Raw genomic sequence first — 17,462 nt, 5'->3', positions numbered from 1 at the left:
AGATATGTTCGAATCCTCGGTGTGGCGAGTCCCGCGACTGGCGCCCGTCTTCTAGGGTGATCATGTGATTGCTTCGATTCGCGGGCCCGTGCTCGCTGCGGGTGCCGGCTGGGTCGTCGTGGAGCTCGGAGGGCTCGGCATGCGCGTCGAAGTGCCGAGCGGCCGGGTCACCGCGGCTCTACCCGGAGACGAATTGCACCTGCAGACCTCGCTCATCGTGCGCGAGGACTCGCTGACGCTGTTCGGATTCGCCACCGAGGCGGAACTCGACGTGTTCGGGCATCTCATCGCCGTCTCGGGCGTCGGCCCGCGCAGCGCGCTCGGCGTGCTCTCGGCCCTGACTCCGGCTGAGATCGCGGCGGCCGTGGCCGCTGACGACGAGAAGCCGTTTCGCAAGGTGTCGGGCATCGGCCCGAAGACGGCGAAACTCATCACGCTCTCACTCTCGGGCAAGCTCTCGCACCTCGCTTTCGAATCCGGCCCGGCCGCCGCCGGCATCGTCTCGCCCTCTGATGCCATCGCAGACGGCGTGCGCGCTGGACTCGTCGGCCTCGGGTGGGGGGAGGCGGAGGCCGGCCAGGCCGTGCAAGACGCACGAGATGCCGGTGCGTCGGATGACAGTGCAGGCCTGCTCAGGGCGGCACTGGCGCTCCTGCAGGCGGGTCGCAGCGGACGAGGATCGCGAGGCGTTCGGTGACCGGAGAGCTCTCCGCGCAGGCCACGGCGGCCGAACAGGGATACGAAGGCGCGCTCCGACCGACGAGCCTGGCCGAGTTCGTCGGTCAGTCGAAGGTGCGGCGTCAGCTCGGGCTGCTGCTCGATGCGGCGACCATGCGACGGCACACGCCCGACCACATCCTGCTCGCCGGCCCCCCGGGTCTCGGCAAGACCACACTGTCCATGATCGTCGCCACGGAGCTCGAGAAGCCGCTGCATCAGACGTCGGGGCCGGCGATTCAGCATGCTGGCGATCTCGCGGCAGTGCTCTCGGCGTTGACGCCGGGGGAGGTGCTCTTCATCGACGAGATCCATCGGATGGCTCGCAGCGCCGAGGAGATGCTCTACCTCGCGATGGAGGACTTCAAGGTCGACATCATGGTCGGCAAGGGGGCCGGTGCGACGTCGGTGCCGCTGGAACTCTCTCCGTTCACGCTCGTGGGGGCCACGACGCGAGCCGGTCTGCTCCCGAACCCGCTCCGCGACCGATTCGGATTCACCGCGCACCTCGAGTTCTACTCGGATGATGAGCTCGCGAAGGTGGTGGGCCGCGCCTCGAAGCTCATCGAATTCGCGCTCTCGGAGAGCGGCGTCGATGAAATCGCGCGTCGGTCGCGGGGCACCCCGCGCATCGCGAATCGGCTCCTGCGGCGTGTGCGCGACTACGGCCTCGTGCACGACCTGCCCGGGGACACCTCGACCGTGCAGGCGGCGCTCGCCCTGTACGACGTCGACGATCACGGGCTGGACCGACTGGATCGCGAAGTGCTCAGCGCCGTAGTCGAGCGATTCAACGGCGGCCCCGTCGGGCTCTCGACGCTCGCAGTCTCCGTCGGCGAGGAGGCCGAGACCATCGAGGCGGTCGTGGAGCCGTTCCTCGTGCGCACCGGTCTGCTCTCCCGCACTCCCCGCGGGCGGGTGGCCACTCGAGCGGGGTGGGAGCACCTGGGCAAGGTGCCTCCCGGGCTCCCCGCAGAATAACGTGGGGTGTTCTCAGCGGCGACCCGGTAAACTGATCGAATCTGTGCCTCAGGAGAGGCACGAATTCGCCTGTTGAAAGGACCCTTGTGCCTCTGGACCCGATCACAATTGTGATGTTCGCGCTGATCGCGCTCTTGATCTTCTTCATGTTCCGGAACGGCAAGAAGCGCCAGGCCGCCCAGCTCGAGCTGCAGAACAGCGTTCGCCCCGGTGCGGAGGTCATGCTGCAGTCCGGCATCTTCGGCACGATCGATTCGATCGACGAAGAGGACAACAAGGTCACGCTGCGCAGCGGCACCTCGACGTTCGTCGTCCACCGCAACGCGGTATCGCAGGTCGTCACGCCGGTCGACGCGCCCGTCGAGGCGGAATCCTCCGGGCTCGCGCCCGATGACGACCCCGCATTCGGGGAGCGCTTCAGCTCGACCGACGCGGCTCCGGTCGCCGACCCGTTCGCCCCCGGCGACGTCGCACCGGCGCCCGAAGCCGATCCCCGTCGCGAAGGCGACAATGACACCGACGTCGATGGACAGGGAAACGGCTCGGCCCCGAAGGCCTGAACCGATGGCCGCGGCGTCGCCGCGGCCATCCCCTTCCACGTTTAGAGAAAGCAGTCTGTCTTGGCGTCTTCACCCGCCGTCCGGAGGGCACGTCGTTCCCTCATCCTCCTTCTCGTCTTCATCGTCGGTCTCGCTGGGTTGATCGCGTACGGCGTGTTCAACAGCAACGCGACGTGGACACCGAAGCTCGCGCTCGATCTGCAGGGCGGCACGCAGGTACTGCTCGCAGCTGAGCAGACCGGTGGCGAAGCGGTGGCCGGTGACCAGCTGCAGCAGGCGGTGTCGATCATCCGGCAGCGCGTCGATGCGGCAGGCGTCTCCGAGGCGGAGATCACGACGCAGGGGAGCCAGAACATCTCGGTCTCGATCCCGGGCAAGGCCGACGAGGCGACGCTGCAGCGCATCGAAGCGTCTGCGAACCTGGATTTCCGACCCGTGCTCACCTACGGCATCGGCGCGAATGTCGACGAAGCGACGGCGGAGCCGGGCGCGGACGGCGGCGAGACCCCTGAAGACGCGGGTTCCGAGGACGCTGCGTCGGAGGACGCCGCCTCGCAGGACGCTGCGGCCGATGACGAGGCGCCGTACGACGAGAGCCTCGACCCCGAGTCGATTCCGGAGAGCGCTGGCGACGTCGCCTGGATCACGCCGGCACTGCAGGAGAAGTTCGACGCGTTCACCTGCTCCTCGGATGCGGCGCTCGACGCGGGCAACGCCCCGGAGGATCGCCCCCTGATCACGTGCGACGACTCGGGAGCCGCCAAGTACATCCTCGGACCCGTCGAGCTCGACGGCTCCGTGATCACCGACGCGGTCGCTCAGGTCGGCACGACATCGACGGGCGCATCGACCGGCGAGTGGGTCGTCCAGATCACGATGAACAAGAAGGGCACCGAGGCCTTCGGCAAGATCAGCACCCGTCTGTTCGGCGCGCCCGAGCCGCAGAATCAGTTCGCCTTCGTGCTCGACGGCCGAGTGCTCTCCGCCCCGACGATGCAGGCGCAGATCCTCGACGGCCGCCCCTCGATCAGCGGGCAGTTCACGCAGGAATCCGCGAGCGCGCTGGCCGACCAGCTGAAGTTCGGCGCACTGCCGATCGACTTCACCGTGCAGAGCCAGGAAGACATCTCGGCGACCCTCGGCACGAGTCAGCTCTCCGCGGGTCTGCTCGCGGGACTGATCGGGCTGCTGCTGGTCGTCGTCTACTCGGCGTTCCAATACCGGGCGCTCGGTTCGCTCACGATCGCCTCGCTCGTCGTAGCCGGCGTCCTGACGTATCTGCTCCTGACGTTCTTCTCCTGGCGTCAGGGATACCGCTTGTCGCTCGCGGGCGTCGCTGGCATCATCGTCGCCGTCGGATTCACAGCGGACTCCTTCATCGTGTACTTCGAACGCATCCGAGATGCGCTGCGCGATGGGTTCTCGATCGAGAGCGCGGTCGAGCACGGGTGGAAGAAGGCGTTCCGCACCGTCCTCGCCTCAGACGGCGTGAACTTCCTCGCCGCAGTCATCCTCTTCATTCTTGCCGTCGGCAACGTGAAGGGCTTCGCGTTCACGCTCGGCCTGACCACACTCGTCGACGTCATCGTCATCGCATTCTTCACCCACCCCGTGATGACGCTGCTCGCGAGGACCCGCTTCTACCAGGGCGGGCATCCCTTCTCCGGTCTCGATCCGCAGAAGCTCGGCGCCGTGTACCGAGGTCGCCTGCAGTTCCGTGAGCCCGAGGTCTCGACTCGAGGCGCAGGCAAGAAGAACTCCCGCAGCCAGGCCGAGGCCGCACGACGACAGACCATCGCCGAACGCAAAGCCCTCATGGCCGACGCTTCAGCCGGAAAGGAGAGCTGACCATGGCTCGCTCATTCGCCGAGTTCGGCAACGCGCTCTACACCGGTGAGAAGTCGATCGACTTCGTCGGACGCCGCAAGACGTGGTACGTCATCTCGATCGTGCTGATCATCATCTCGATTGCGGGCCCGTTGCTGCGCGGCGGGTTCACGTTCGGCATCGAGTTCACCGGAGGCAGCCAGTTCCAGGTGCACCTCTCGGAGGAGCAGGATCGCGACCCCGCAATCGCCGAGGCCGCCGTGCAGGAGGTGCTGCCGACGAGCGTGCCCCGTGTGTCGCAGGTGGGACCCACCGACATCCGGGTGCAGACGGAGGCCCTCTCCGACGGCGAGGACCGGGCCGCGGCTGAGGCCATCGCCGGGAGCTACGACGTGCCGGTCGAGGAGGTGACGACTTCGTACATCGGTCCTGCCTGGGGGCAAGACATCACGCGTCAAGCGGTGATCGCACTGCTGGTCTTCATCGTCTTCGCGGCGCTGGTGATGGCGATCTACTTCAGAACCTGGAAGATGTCTCTGGCCGCGATCATCGCGCTGCTGCACGACCTGGTGATCACCGCGGGCATCTACGGCATCTCCGGGTTCGAGATCACGCCGGCGGCGATGATCGGCTTCCTCACGATTCTCGGGTACTCCCTCTACGACACCGTCGTGGTGTTCGACAAGATTCGCGAGAATACCGCGCCCGGCGAGCTGAATGATCGGCGGACGTTCGCCGAGTCGGTGAATCTCGGCGTCAATCAGACGCTCGTGCGGTCGATCAACACGTCGGTCGTCGCGCTGCTCCCGGTGGCCTCGATCCTCTTCATCGGCGCCTTCGTGCTCGGCGCTGGAACGCTGCGAGACATCTCGTTGGCGCTCTTCATCGGTATTTTCGTCGGTGCGTACTCGACGATCTTCATCGCATCTCCGGCCTATGCCCATCTTCGCGAGAGCGAGCCGGGCATCAAGAAGCGGGACGCCAAGGTGCTGCGCGTGCGCGAGCGCGACGGCGCGCCGTCCGAGGCCGAGGCAGCCGTCGACGAGGCGGATGCCGCTTCCACGCGGTAGATTTCCGGAGCGCGAGAGATGAGGCCGGGGACCTTCGAGGAGACGCATTGCGTCCGCTTCGAGGGGCTCCGGCCTTCGTCGTACTCGAGGGCCGTTCCACTCGCTTTGCTCTGCGCCTCGCGCCGGGTGTAGCGTTCAACCATTCGAGTGAGGTGATCCGTGGCAACGCAAGATACGACGACGAGCGGCACGACAGCGCTTCGGCGCCTCGTGCCGAGAATTTTCTCCCGCGGGAGCGCCCCGGGCGCAGTCGATCAACTGATTCGCACGGTGCGCGGCAACCATCCGCGCGCCGACCTCACGGTCATCGAGCGCGCCTACGCCGTGGCCGAGCGCGCGCACCGCGGGCAGAAGCGGCGGAGCGGCGAGCCGTACATCACCCACCCGATCGCGGTGGCGCAGATTCTCGCTGATCTCGGTATCGCACCCAATGTGATCGCGGCAGCGCTGCTCCACGACACGGTCGAGGACACGGAGTACACGCTCGACCAGCTCACCGAGGAATTCGGCGACGAGATCGCCATGCTCGTCGACGGCGTCACGAAGCTCGACAAGGTCAAGTACGGCGACTCGGCGCAGGCGGAGACCGTGCGAAAGATGGTCGTGGCTATGTCGAAAGACATCAGGGTGCTCGTCATCAAACTCGCAGACCGTCTGCACAACGCGCGTACCTGGGGCTTCGTCTCGGGCGACTCCGCGAAGCGCAAGGCGCAGGAGACGATCGAGATCTACGCGCCGCTCGCGCATCGACTCGGCATCCAGTCGATGAAGACCGAGCTCGAAGACCTGTCCTTCGCCGTCCTCAAACCCAAGCTGTACGCCGAGATCCAGAACCTCGTCGAGCAGCGGAACCCGCAGCGCGACGAGCTCGTCGGCATGGTGATCGGTTCGATCGAGGGCGACCTTCGCGAGTCCAAGATTCGGGGCGAGGTGACGGGGCGGCCGAAGGAGCTGTACTCGATCTATCAGAAGATGATCGTGCGCGGGCGCGAGTTCGATGACATCTACGACCTCGTCGGGATCCGCGTCCTCGTGAACTCGATCCGAGACTGCTATGCGGTGCTGGGCGCCGTGCACGCACGGTGGACGCCGATTCCGGGTCGCTTCAAGGATTACATCGCGACGCCGAAGTTCAACCTGTACCAATCGCTCCACACGACGGTGATCGGCCCGGACGGCCGTGCCGTGGAAATCCAGATTCGCACGGTCGAAATGCACCAGCGCGCAGAGTACGGCGTCGCCGCGCACTGGAAGTACAAGCAGCGGCAGCAGAATCAGAGCCAGTCGTCGAACGACATGGCCTGGCTGGCGCACATCTCGGATTGGCAGGCCGAGACGGAGGATCCGAGCGAGTTCCTCGACGCGCTGCGCTACGAGATCGGCGCGAAAGAGGTCTACGTCTTCACGCCGAAGGGTCGGGTGATCGGTCTCCCCGAAGGCGGAACGACGGTCGATTTCGCCTACGCCGTGCACACCGAGGTGGGTCACCGCACCATGGGAGCGCGGGTCAACGGCCGGCTGGTGCCGCTCGAGACCGCTCTGCAGAACGGCGACGTGGTCGAGGTGTTCACCTCGAAGGATCCGAACGCCGGGCCCAATCAGGACTGGCTCAGCTTCGTGCAGAGCAAGCGTGCGCAGAACAAGATCCGGCAGTGGTTCACCAAGGAGCGCCGCGAGGAAGCCGCCGAGACCGGCAAGGTCGAGATCACGAAGGCGCTGCGCAAGCAGGGTCTGCCGTTGCACCGGGTGATGAACTCATCGGCGCTGCAGCAGATCGCTCTGCAGCTGCGCTACCTCGACGTGACTGCGCTCTACGCCGCGGTCGGCGAGGGGCACGTATCGGCGCAGTCGGTCGTGGAGAAGGTGACGGCGCTCGTATTCGACGAGCAGACGTCCACCGAGCCGGCGCTCGCCACGCTCCCGATCATCGAGGCGCCGCGCGCTCCGAAGACCACGGACTCGAGCGGCGTCGTGGTCGCCGGCGCATCGGACGTGCTTGCGAAGCTCGCGAAGTGCTGCACCCCGGTTCCGGGCGACGAGATCCTCGGATACGTGACAAAGGGGCAGGGCGTCTCGGTGCACCGCGTCGATTGCCATAACTTCATCACGCTCCGGGAGCAGGAGGATCGCGTGGTCGGCGTGCAGTGGGCGCCGACGTCGAAGAGCGTGTTCCTCGTGCAGATCCAGGTGGAGGCGCTCGACCGCTCCGGATTGCTCTCGGACCTGACGCGGACCCTGTCCGAGCACCACGTCAACATCCTCTCCGCGTCGGTGAACACGTCGAGCTCGCGACTGGCGATCAGCAAGTTCGTCTTCGAGATGGCGAACGCGACGCATCTCGACCATGTGCTGAACGCCGTGCGGCGCATCGACGGCGTCTACGACGTGTACCGCATCACGAACTAGTCCGATCCAGGTGCGCGCGCCGGTGCGCTTCCGCCGATGTCGCAGCCGGTGAGTTCGTGCAGCCGCGCGGTGGCGATGCGCCGATATCGCCTGCCGCCCGCGTCGAGGGCTGCTCGCACGGCAGGGGTGCCGCCCGGATGCTGGAGGAGGAGGAGCCGACACGCGACGCGTTCGGCGTGAGTGAGCGGGGTGGGCGATCGCAGGAGATCGCACAGAGTCCGCGTCCGTGTCGTCACGCGCCCGTCGCCGATGCGGATGAAATCGTCGGGTGTGAGCGAGTGCTCGTGCACGGCGATGCCGGGCGCGGGGTTCGCGGGCGGACGTCTGCGCCCGATCGTCGAGCATCTCAACGGACTTCCCGGGTGTCGCGCCGTACCCCAGACCCACGCAGCGGTGAGCCCGATCGCGACGTACTTCTCTCCCAGCCAGGGCGCGAGCGCGGCGAGTCGCACCCGCGGAGTCTCCGGCCAGGCGACGGGCCGGAGCCCCGGGCCGCAGGGCACGAGGGAGCCACGAAGCCGCTCCGCGGAACGAATCGCCTGCGCCCACTCGTGCGTGTGAGGCACGGCGAGTCGTGGACGGCGCCCAGCGGGCGCCGTCCACGAGAGGGAGACCGGCGGTTCGTGTGGCGAAGCTGCCGCATCGGGCGAACAGTGCTCACACGCGTGAGGGCGCGTCATGCCTCCATCGTGGCGGACCGCTGCTCGATGCACCCCGGGCGCTGCTCGATCTGTGGATAACTCGCCCGACCCGGTCCGTGAAGACGGGCTGACCGAAGTTCAGTCGCCGATCGCTGCGAGCCACGACTGCTGCGTCGCGAGCTTCTCCTCAGCATCCTTCACCTGACGCGCGTCGCCCGCTGCTCGTGCAGCCTCGAGCTCCGCCGAGAGTTCGGCGATCGAGGCCTCGAGCTGACCGCGAAGGCCCTCGCTGCGAGCCTTCGTCTCCGGGTTCGTCTTGCTCCAGTGCTCGTCCTCGAGATGCTTGACGTGATCCTCGATCTTGCGGAGACGTCCCTCGATGTCGCGAAGCGCCTCACGCGGCACGCGCCCGAGTTCGTCCCAGCGCAGCTGGATCGCCGTCAGCTGCTTGCGCGCTGCAGCGTGGTCCTGCACATCGAGAATGGGTGCGGCCTCCTCGAGCAGAGCCTGCTTCGCCGTCAGGTTCTCGGCGTACTCCTCATTCGTCTGGGCGGCTTCCGCTGCCTTGGCCTCGTACAGCAGGTCGCCGGCGGCCTTGAATCGCGCCCACAGCTGATCGTCGAGCTTGCGACTCGCGCGACCGGCAGCTTTCCAGTCGTCGAGCAGAGCGCGGTAGGCGGGGATTCCCTCGACCCCGCGAGGTGCGAGGGCTTCGGCAGCTGCGATGATGCGCTCTTTGCGCTGCTTGACGTCCTTGTTCGTGGCGTCCATCTGCGCGAAGTGCGCCCGGCGCGCCGAATCGAAGGTCTGACGAGCGGAGCGGAATCGCTTCCACAGCGCGTCGGCCTGCGACTTCGGAATCTGCGGACCGCTTCGCTGGGCCGTCTGCCAGTCGGTGAAGAGCTGCTCGAACGCCTGGCTCGTATCCTTCCAGCGGATCGAGGCTTCCGGCTGGGCCGCGAGTCGCTCGGCCTCCACCGCGATGGCTTCGCGCTGCGCGAACGCCTCAGCCCGGGCCGCTTCGCGCTCCGCGTTCTGCTTCTCGCTGAGTTCCGCCGTCTTCGATCCGAGCTTCTCCACTCGCTCGCGGAGCGCCGCGATGTTGCCCACCGCTGCGGGCTCGACGAGCTGCTCGCGGAGCTTGGCGACCGTGTCGGCGGCTGATGCGTCGGCAGTTCCACGTGCGATGCGTGCTTCGAGGAGCGTGACCTGACCGGCGAGATCCGCGAACTTGCGCGTGAAGTACGCGAGCGCCTCTTCCGGGGTGCCGTCGGGGAAGGACCCGACGACGCGCTCCGCATCGCCGTCGCGCACGTAGACGGTGCGGTCCTCGTCGACTCGTCCCCAGGACGTTTCGTTGCTCGCTTCGCTCACGATTGTGCTCACCTGTCGTGTGTGGGGTCGGCGAACCGACCGGACGGAATTGTCACCACCACTATGCCACAGTGCCGGGCTTCGAGCCCGGGGATCCCGGGTCAGTACGATGGAGGTGTGGATTCGAGACCTGCGCCCGCGCACACCGCCCCGCTCGCGGTGCGAATGCGGCCGCAATCGCTCGACGAAGTCGTGGGGCAGCAGCATCTGCTGAAGCCCGGCTCGCCGCTGCGCACGCTCGCCTCGGATGCCGCCGGGGGCGGGGGAGCGGTCTCCGTCATACTCTGGGGTCCGCCGGGAACGGGCAAGACCACGCTCGCTCAGGCGATCGCGCACTCGAGCGGCCGGCGTTTCGTCGAGCTCTCGGCCGTCACCGCCGGGATCAAGGATGTGCGCACGGTGATGGAGCGCGCGCTCAACGACCGGGATCTCTACGATATCGCCACCGTCCTCTTCCTGGACGAGATTCACCGGTTCACGAAGGCTCAGCAGGACGCGCTGCTGCCCGGCGTCGAGAACGGCTGGGTGACGCTCGTGGCGGCGACGACCGAGAATCCATCATTCTCAGTGATCAGTCCGCTGCTCTCGCGATCCCTCCTGCTGACGCTCGAGCCGCTCGCCGATCCTGACCTGCGGCGCCTCCTCGAGCGTGCGGTCGAGGATCCACGCGGCCTCGGGGCTCGGGTGGAAGTGACCGATGACGCGTACGAGGCCCTCGTGCAGGTCGCCTCCGGTGACGCGAGGCGCGCTCTCACCGGCCTCGAAGCCGCTGGAGCGTCGGCCACGGCGAGTGCGGAAGACGACGCGACCCCGGTGGTGACGGGGGAGACGGTCGCGATCTCGATCGATCGTGCGCTGCTCAGATACGACAAGAACGGCGACCAGCACTACGACGTGATCAGCGCCTTCATCAAATCCATGCGCGGGTCCGATCCCGATGCGGCGATCCACTACCTGGCCCGCATGATCGAAGCAGGCGAAGATCCCCGCTTCATCGCGCGCAGGCTCATGGTGCACGCGGCCGAAGACGTCGGCATGGCGGATCCCCAGGCGCTCCGCGTCGCGGTCGCCGCTGCCGAGGCCACGCAGCTGATCGGGCTTCCGGAAGCGCGGATCCCGCTCGCGGAGGCGACGATCTACATTGCGACGGCGCCGAAGTCGAACGCGGTGATCACTGCGATCGATGCGGCGATCGCGGACGTGAAGGCGGGACGATTCGGGCTCGTGCCCACGCATCTGCGCGACGCCCATTACCCCGGGGCGAAGCGCATGGGCCACGGGAAGGGCTATCGGTATCCGCACAGCGATCCGCGCGGGGTGTCGCAGCAGCAGTACCTGCCCGACGAGCTGCGCGGCAAGGTGTACTACCAGCCGACGCAGCACGGGAACGAGCGCGAGGTGTCGGATCGTCTCGAGAAGATCCGCCGAATCACACGGGGCGGGGGCGAGTGAAGCCAGCAGGCGGGTCGCGACGCGCATCAGGGCGCGGAAGGTGATAAGCTAGCCGCTGGCCAACACCGCCCCCGCTGCTGGCTGCACGCGGGGATCGGATGGCAGTCGCCCTGTAGCCGGGTTTCTGCACTGGTCGTTCCCTCACCGAACAACGGTTCGTTGCGTCGCGTGCATCACTGGTTGATGCGGGCGCAGCCTGGCCGAGAGAACCTGCGCGATCCGAACTGCAGATCGCGCTGTCGCAATTCAGAAACCCGAAAGGATCCACGTGTCGACTACGTCGCGTACCCGTTCCCAGACCCGCCTGTCGCGCTCGCTCGGCATCGCGCTGACCCCGAAGGCAGCTCGCTACCTCGAGAAGCGCCCCTACGGCCCCGGCCAGCACGGTCGCACCAAGCGCAAGAGCGACAGCGACTACGCTGTCCGCCTGCGTGAGAAGCAGCGTCTCCGCGCCCAGTACGGCATCCGCGAGAAGCAGCTCACCATCGCCTTCAAGGAAGCCCGTCGTCAGGACGGACTGACCGGTGAGAACCTGGTCGAGCTGCTCGAGATGCGTCTCGACGCGCTCGTGCTGCGCGCCGGCTTCGCCCGCACCACGGCGCAGGCCCGTCAGATGGTCGTGCACCGTCACATCCTCGTCGACGGCAAGATCGTCGATCGCCCCTCCTTCCGCGTGAAGCCGGGTCAGCTCATCCACGTCAAGGCGCGCTCGGAAGCGATCGAGCCGTTCCAGGTCGCAGCTGCCGGCGGTCACGCCGAGGTGCTCCCGAACGTTCCGAGCTACCTCGAGGTCGAGCTCGACAAGCTCCAGGCTCGCCTGGTGCGTCGCCCGAAGCGCGCTGAGGTCCCCGTGACCTGTGAAGTGCAGCTCGTGGTCGAGTACTACTCGGGTCGCTAAGCACTCGAAAGCGAAACGGGGCGTCGGATTCCATCCGGCGCCCCGTTTGCTGTGTTCGGGGCACGATGTGCGACAGGGGCCACCCGCTAAGCTTGTCGAGTGCTCGAGCATGCGTGGCCGTGCGGCCGTGCATCGACGCAGACGGGAGGATCGAAACATGGGCAAGCTATTCTGGCTGGTCACCGGAGTCGTACTGGGGTTCGTCGGTGCGCACTTCGTCAATCAGACGGCCGAGGGGCGCCGATTCTTCGCACGGGTCAACCGAGGCGTGGATGAACTGGGCCGCGCGTTCGCCTCCGGGTACCGCGACGCCGATGCCGACGATGAGACCGAGGCCGAGGCGCTGCGCGCAGCATTCCGCGAACGCGCCTGATCCTCGCCCCATCTCACGCACCCACCAGATCGACCTCCAGAGAAAGACCACGGATGAAGACCGCCGAAATCCACCGTCGTTGGCTTGACTTCTTCGAGAAGAAGGGGCACACCGTCGTCCCCTCCGCGTCGCTCGTGAGCGACGACCCGAGTCTGATGTTCACGGTGGCGGGAATGGTGCCGTTCGTGCCGTACCTCACCGGCCTCGTGCCTGCGCCGTTCGCTCGTGCGACGAGCGTGCAGAAGTGCATTCGCACCAATGACATCGAAGAGGTCGGCAAGACCCCGCGACACGGCACCTTCTTTCAGATGTGCGGCAACTTCTCCTTCGGCGATTACTTCAAAGAGGGAGCGATCCGCTTCGCCTGGGAACTGCTGACCACCAGTGAGGCCGACGGCGGGCTCGGGTTCGACCCGAAGGATCTCTGGGTCACCGTCTACGAGGAGGACGAAGAGGCGATCGCGCTGTGGCGCGAGCATTCCACACTGCCCGATGAGCGGATTCAGCGCCTCGGCAAGGACACGAACTACTGGTCGACCGGCCAGCCGGGCCCTGCCGGCCCCTGCTCCGAGATCTTCTTCGACCTCGGTCCCGAATACGGCATCGACGGCGGTCCGGCGACCGATGACGATCGCTACGTCGAGATCTGGAATCTCGTCTTCATGCAGTACCAGGTCGCAGATGTGCAGTCGAAGACCGATTTCACCATCGTGGGCGAGCTGCCCAAGAAGAACATCGACACGGGCCTCGGTCTCGAGCGCGTCGCCTTCATCAAGCAGGGCGTGCAGAACATGTACGAGATCGATCAGGTGCGCCCGGTGCTGGATCGCGCGGCCGAGATCGCGGGCAAGACCTACGGCGAGCACCACGCAGACGATGTGCGCCTGCGGGTGATCGCCGATCACGTGCGCAGCGGGCTCATGCTCATCGCAGACGGCGTCACGCCCTCGAACGAGGGGCGCGGCTACATTCTGCGACGACTCCTGCGGCGCGTGACGCTCTCGATGCGGCTGCTCGGGGTCGAGGGGCCGAGCTTCTCGGAGCTCTTCCCGGTCTCCCGCGATGCGATGCGAGAGGCGTACCCCGCAGTCGCCGAGGATTTCGACTTCATCGCCCGTGCGGCGTACGCGGAGGAGAAGACCTTCCTGCGAACGCTCGCGTCCGGCATTCAGATCCTCGACTCCGCGGTCGACTCGGCGAAGACGGCCGGCGCAGCGGTGCCGGGCGACACCGCGTTCCTGCTGCACGACACGCACGGCTTCCCGATCGAGCTCACGCTCGAGATCGCGGAAGAGGCCGGAGTGCCGGTCGACGCCGAGGTGTTCACATCGCTGATGCAGGAGCAGCGCGACCGTGCGAAGGCCGATGCGAAGGCGAAGAAGGGTCAGCGAGCCGACCTCTCCATCTACAAGGAGCTTCGCGGTCTGGGCGAGACGCTGTTCACGGGGTACGACGAGCTCGTGCACGAGAGCCGTGTGCTCGGCATCGTGGTGGACGGCGCGCCCGCACGTGAGGCCAATGAGGGCGATATCGCCGAGCTCGTGCTCTCCGAGACGTCGCTGTTCGCGGAGTCCGGTGGTCAGGACGCGGATCAGGGGCACATCGTCGGCGATGGCTTCGAAGCGGAAGTGCTCGACGTGCAGAAGCCGGTGGCCGGGCTGATCGTGCACACGGTGCGCGTGGAAGTCGGCACGATCGGACTCGACGCGCGTGCGGAGACCCGAGTCGACGCCGACTACCGACGGGGGGCCACCCAGGCGCACTCCGGCACCCACATCGTGCACGCCGCGCTTCGCGACGTCATCGGACGAGGCGCCCACCAGACGGGGTCCTACAACAAGGCCGGGTACCTGCGCCTCGACTTCTCGCACACCGAAGCACTGTCGAGCGAGACGAAGAGCGAGATCGAGGAGATCTCGAACCTCGCGATCCGATCAGACTACGAGGTGGTGACGCGCGAGATGCCCCTCGACGAGGCGAAGGCGCTCGGCGCCATGGCGCTGTTCGGGGAGAAGTACGGCGACCGCGTGCGCGTCGTCGACATCGGCGGCCCGTGGTCGCGAGAGCTCTGCGCGGGAACCCACGTCTCCAGCTCCGCGGAGATCGGGATGATCAATCTCATCTCCGAGAGTTCAGTGGGATCCACGAACCGACGCGTCGAGTCGCTCGTCGGGATCGAGGCGTTCCGCAACTTCGCTGCGGAACGCGCGATCGTGCAGCAGCTCACGGGCGGGCTCAAGGTGCCCCGCGGCGAGCTGGTCACGAAGGTGCAGGACCTGGGCGCGCAGTTGCGCGCCGCCGAGAAGAAGATCGCGGCGCTCGAAGCGGAGAAGCTTCGCGAGCGCGTTCCGCAGTTGCTCGCCGACGCCCTGCAGCTCGGCGGGCTGCGCGCGGTGCTGGCCTCCGTCGGCTCCGTGGGCTCCGCCGACGACATTCGCGGGCTCGCGTTGACGATTCGAGAGCAGCTCGGAGGGCAGCCGGGCGTCGTCGTGCTGGCGGGCGAGACCGGGGGGAAGCCGGTCGTCATCGCCGCGACCACCCCAGCGGGTCGCGAGGCCGGGGCGAAGGCGGGCGCGCTGGTGCGCACCGCAGCGCAGGTGCTCGGCGGAGGCGGCGGAGGCAAAGACGACCTTGCTCAGGGCGGCGGCACCGACGTCTCGCAGATCGACGCTGCCCTTGCCGAGATCCGGCGCAGCCTGGGCGGCTGAGCGTGCGGGTCGGAGTGCGCATCGGCGTGGACGTGGGCAAGGCTCGTATCGGCGTCGCCCGCAGCGATCCTCACGGGATGCTGGCGACGCCCGTCGAAACCGTGCCGCGCGCGGCCGATGACCTCGCAGATATCGCGCGGATCGCCGACATCGTGACGGAGCACGACGCCCTCGAAGCGGTGGTCGGGCTTCCGCTCAACTTGCGCGGAGAGCGCACGCCGTCCACGGATGACGCCGCGCGCTTCGCCGAACGACTCGCCGCGCGATTGAGCGTGCCCGTGCGCCTCGTCGACGAACGGCTGTCGACCGTATCGGCACAGGCGCATCTGCGGGCTGCCGGAAAACGCACGAAACAGAGCCGATCGATCATCGATCAGGCCGCAGCGGTGGTGATCCTGCAGCACGCTCTCGACATCGAACGATCGAGCGGGCACGCACCGGGTCACGCCGCGGAAGTGAAGACGACGGGGACCGGGGAGGCCACCGAATGAACGCACGCACGCGCGACGACCGGCGACGCACGGGCCGGCGAGTACTCATCTCGCTGCTCGTGACACTGCTTCTCCTCGGGGGCCTGGCAGGCGCTGGAGCGTATCTGTGGTCCCATTACGGTGACGGGATCTCGCAGGCCCTCGGGTGGACCACGAACGATTACGAGGGCGAAGGCTCGGGCGAGGTCGTCGTAGTGATCACGGAGGGCGAGATCGGTGAGGACATCGCCGCTTCGCTGGAAGAAGCCGATGTGGTGAAGACCGCGGACGCCTTCTACAGCCTGCTGCTCGAACAGCCCGAAGAGGTGGCGTTCCTGCCGGGTTCGTACAAGGTGAAGTCGCAGATGAGCGCGCAAGCCGCGCTCGACGCACTGCAGAACCCCGACAACCGCATGGCCTTCACCGCGATCATCCCGGAGGGCAAGACGGTCGAACAGACGCTCGAACTGGTGGCTGCGGGCGCGAGCATCCCCATCGAGGAGCTTCAGGCGGCCACAGAGGACGTCGCCGCGTACGGACTCCCCGAGGGAGTGGACAGTCTGGAAGGCTGGCTGTTCCCGGCGACGTACGAGTTCGAGGAGGACACCACCGGAGCTGAGGCCATTGCGGAGCTCGTGAGCACCCAGATCCAGGTGCTGGACGAGATGGGCGTCGCTCCGGAGTCCCGCGAGGCCGTGCTCACCAGGGCGTCCATCGTGCAGCGGGAGGGCGGCCGGATCGAGGACTTCCCGAAGGTCGCACGGGTCATCGAGAACCGCCTCGCGCAAGACATGCTCCTGCAGATGGACTCCACCGCCCAGTACGGGTACGGTCAGCACGCCGACGGCAGTGTCTGGTCCACGGATGAAGCGCTCGCGGATGACAACCCGTGGAACACGTACGTCCACAAGGGACTGCCGAAGGGACCGATTGCGAACCCCGGTCGCGACGCCATCTCGGCGGTGCTGAGCCCGCCGGCGGGAGACTGGATCTACTTCGTCGCCGTCAACCTCGAGACGGGGGAGTCGGTGTTCTCCACGACCCAGGAGGAGCACGAATCGGCGATCGGCCAGCTGAACGAGTGGTGTGCCGCCAACCCCGACCAGGGCTGCTAGGTGGTTGTGCGGCTCGCGGTGCTCGGCTCCCCGGTCGCGCACTCGCGATCCCCGCGGATCCACGCAGCGGCGTACCGTGCGCTGGGCCTCGATTGGCGCTATTCGGCCGTACGGTGCGGCGAGGCGGGTCTTCGGGCATTTCTCGACGGAAGGGGCGATGAGTGGCGCGGTTTCTCCGTCACGATGCCCCTGAAGAGCGAGGCGCACCGTCTCGCCAGCACCCTCGACCCGGTGGCGACGGAGAGCGGCGTCGTGAACACGCTGCGGCGTCTCGAAGACGGCGCGTGGTTCGGCGCGAATACCGACGTGCCCGGCCTGGCTGCAGCGATCGCCCGGAACGGGCTGGATGCCCGGCGGACCATCGTGCTCGGATCGGGTGCCACAGCGGTCTCTGCGATTCTCGCCGTTCGCGAACTCGGCGCGGAGCATGTGACGCTGCTTGCGCGCAACACCACGGCGGGGCGGTCGCTCGTCACGCGTTTCGATGGGACTCGAGCCGCAGGCTCGACCGCGCCGATGAGACTCGTGTACGGCGGTTCCGGTGCGGACGATGGCGCCGCAGCGTCGGTCGGAACCGGACAGGAGGCCCCCTCGTTGGTGATCTCCACCCTGCCCGGTCCGGCCGCTGCTCAGATCGGGATCCCCGCGTGGCTCGCGCGGATCCCGCTCTTCGATGTCGCGTACGATCCGTGGCCGTCCCCGCTGGCCTCGCGGTGGCGGGCATCGGCCGGTGAAGCGCATCCGGGAACTGAAATGCTCGTCGAACAGGCGCTCCTGCAGGTGCGCATCTTCACGCACGGTGATCCGGCACTTCCGCTCGCTGACGAAGGGTCCGTGCGCGACGCGATGCGCCGCGCCGTCTGACGTTCG

At 67.2% G+C, this 17,462-nt stretch carries 15 protein-coding genes; 13 read left to right on the top strand and 2 right to left on the bottom strand.

All coding sequences use genetic code 11. The features are described from left to right. The first annotated feature begins 64 nt into the window (after positions 1-64). The 6 genes from ruvA (at position 65) to JE033_RS01935 (ending at position 7,561) form a co-directional block, all read left to right on the top strand. Positions 65-697 (top strand): Holliday junction branch migration protein RuvA, encoded by a 633-nt coding sequence (gene ruvA, locus JE033_RS01960; protein ID WP_200329136.1) that lies wholly within the window; start codon positions 65-67, stop codon positions 695-697. Next, the gene (gene ruvB, locus JE033_RS01955) at positions 694-1,698 is read left to right on the top strand and encodes a Holliday junction branch migration DNA helicase RuvB (protein WP_200329134.1); all 1,005 of its coding nucleotides are present in this window, start codon (positions 694-696) and stop codon (positions 1,696-1,698) included. Before ruvA ends, ruvB begins: the two co-directional genes overlap by 4 nt. 113 nt (positions 1,699-1,811) lie before the next feature. Further along, positions 1,812-2,258 (top strand): preprotein translocase subunit YajC, encoded by a 447-nt coding sequence (gene yajC / locus JE033_RS01950; RefSeq protein WP_234037051.1) that lies wholly within the window; start codon positions 1,812-1,814, stop codon positions 2,256-2,258. 60 nt (positions 2,259-2,318) lie between these two features. Then, complete coding sequence (gene secD, locus JE033_RS01945) at positions 2,319-4,106, top strand: protein translocase subunit SecD (protein ID WP_200329130.1); 1,788 nt, start codon at positions 2,319-2,321, stop codon at positions 4,104-4,106. 2 nt (positions 4,107-4,108) lie between these two features. Beyond that, complete coding sequence (gene secF, locus JE033_RS01940; protein WP_200329128.1) at positions 4,109-5,155, top strand: protein translocase subunit SecF; 1,047 nt, start codon at positions 4,109-4,111, stop codon at positions 5,153-5,155. A 159-nt stretch (positions 5,156-5,314) separates the two neighbouring features. Continuing rightward, positions 5,315-7,561 carry a bifunctional (p)ppGpp synthetase/guanosine-3',5'-bis(diphosphate) 3'-pyrophosphohydrolase gene (locus JE033_RS01935; protein ID WP_090148569.1) on the top strand — a complete coding sequence of 749 codons (2,247 nt, stop codon included), beginning with the start codon at positions 5,315-5,317 and terminating at the stop codon, positions 7,559-7,561. Here JE033_RS01935 and JE033_RS01930 read toward each other — a convergent pair. Continuing rightward, a complete protein-coding gene (locus JE033_RS01930; RefSeq protein WP_200329126.1) occupies positions 7,558-8,127 on the bottom strand; it encodes a hypothetical protein in 570 nt (189 codons plus the stop codon). The two genes, JE033_RS01935 and JE033_RS01930, sit on opposite strands and share 4 nt — an antisense overlap. Positions 8,128-8,340: 213 nt before the next feature. Next, on the bottom strand, positions 8,341-9,576 hold the full coding sequence (locus tag JE033_RS01925) for a DUF349 domain-containing protein (RefSeq protein WP_200329124.1): 1,236 nt from the start codon (positions 9,574-9,576) through the stop codon (positions 8,341-8,343). A gap of 165 nt (positions 9,577-9,741) precedes the next feature. Here JE033_RS01925 and JE033_RS01920 point away from each other — a divergent pair, with 165 nt between their 5' ends. From JE033_RS01920 to JE033_RS14865, 7 genes are all read left to right on the top strand, one after another. Further along, positions 9,742-11,028, top strand: a complete 1,287-nt coding sequence (locus tag JE033_RS01920) for a replication-associated recombination protein A (protein WP_200330965.1) — start codon at positions 9,742-9,744, stop codon at positions 11,026-11,028. A 268-nt stretch (positions 11,029-11,296) separates the two neighbouring features. Continuing rightward, on the top strand, positions 11,297-11,926 hold the full coding sequence (gene rpsD / locus JE033_RS01915) for a 30S ribosomal protein S4 (protein ID WP_090148577.1): 630 nt from the start codon (positions 11,297-11,299) through the stop codon (positions 11,924-11,926). Positions 11,927-12,083: 157 nt separating this feature from the next. Next, positions 12,084-12,299, top strand: a complete 216-nt coding sequence (locus tag JE033_RS01910; RefSeq protein ID WP_090148580.1) for a hypothetical protein — start codon at positions 12,084-12,086, stop codon at positions 12,297-12,299. Between the two features lie 53 nt (positions 12,300-12,352). Continuing rightward, positions 12,353-15,007 carry an alanine--tRNA ligase gene (gene alaS, locus JE033_RS01905; RefSeq protein WP_200329122.1) on the top strand — a complete coding sequence of 885 codons (2,655 nt, stop codon included), beginning with the start codon at positions 12,353-12,355 and terminating at the stop codon, positions 15,005-15,007. 2 nt (positions 15,008-15,009) lie between these two features. After that, complete coding sequence (gene ruvX / locus JE033_RS01900) at positions 15,010-15,498, top strand: Holliday junction resolvase RuvX (protein WP_200329120.1); 489 nt, start codon at positions 15,010-15,012, stop codon at positions 15,496-15,498. Then, positions 15,495-16,592 (top strand): endolytic transglycosylase MltG, encoded by a 1,098-nt coding sequence (mltG, locus tag JE033_RS01895; RefSeq protein WP_200329118.1) that lies wholly within the window; start codon positions 15,495-15,497, stop codon positions 16,590-16,592. Before ruvX ends, mltG begins: the two co-directional genes overlap by 4 nt. Further along, complete coding sequence (locus JE033_RS14865; protein ID WP_200329116.1) at positions 16,593-17,456, top strand: shikimate dehydrogenase; 864 nt, start codon at positions 16,593-16,595, stop codon at positions 17,454-17,456. Positions 17,457-17,462 lie beyond the last annotated feature (6 nt).

It is taken from the genome of Leucobacter sp. L43 (assembly GCF_016597785.1).
Lineage (GTDB): Bacteria > Actinomycetota > Actinomycetes > Actinomycetales > Microbacteriaceae > Leucobacter > Leucobacter alluvii.
This window is presented reverse-complemented; position numbering and strand designations above follow the sequence as displayed.

Bases quoted from the DNA above. Each gene is read 5' to 3' on its own strand.
- JE033_RS01920 (WP_200330965.1), top strand. From the start codon at position 9,742: ATGCGGCCGCAATCGCTCGACGAAGTCGTGGGGCAGCAGCATCTGCTG.
- JE033_RS01910 (WP_090148580.1), top strand. From the start codon at position 12,084: ATGGGCAAGCTATTCTGGCTGGTCACCGGAGTCGTACTGGGGTTCGTC.
- yajC (WP_234037051.1), top strand. From the start codon at position 1,812: ATGTTCGCGCTGATCGCGCTCTTGATCTTCTTCATGTTCCGGAACGGC.
- alaS (WP_200329122.1), top strand. From the start codon at position 12,353: ATGAAGACCGCCGAAATCCACCGTCGTTGGCTTGACTTCTTCGAGAAG.
- mltG (WP_200329118.1), top strand. From the start codon at position 15,495: ATGAACGCACGCACGCGCGACGACCGGCGACGCACGGGCCGGCGAGTA.
- secF (WP_200329128.1), top strand. From the start codon at position 4,109: ATGGCTCGCTCATTCGCCGAGTTCGGCAACGCGCTCTACACCGGTGAG.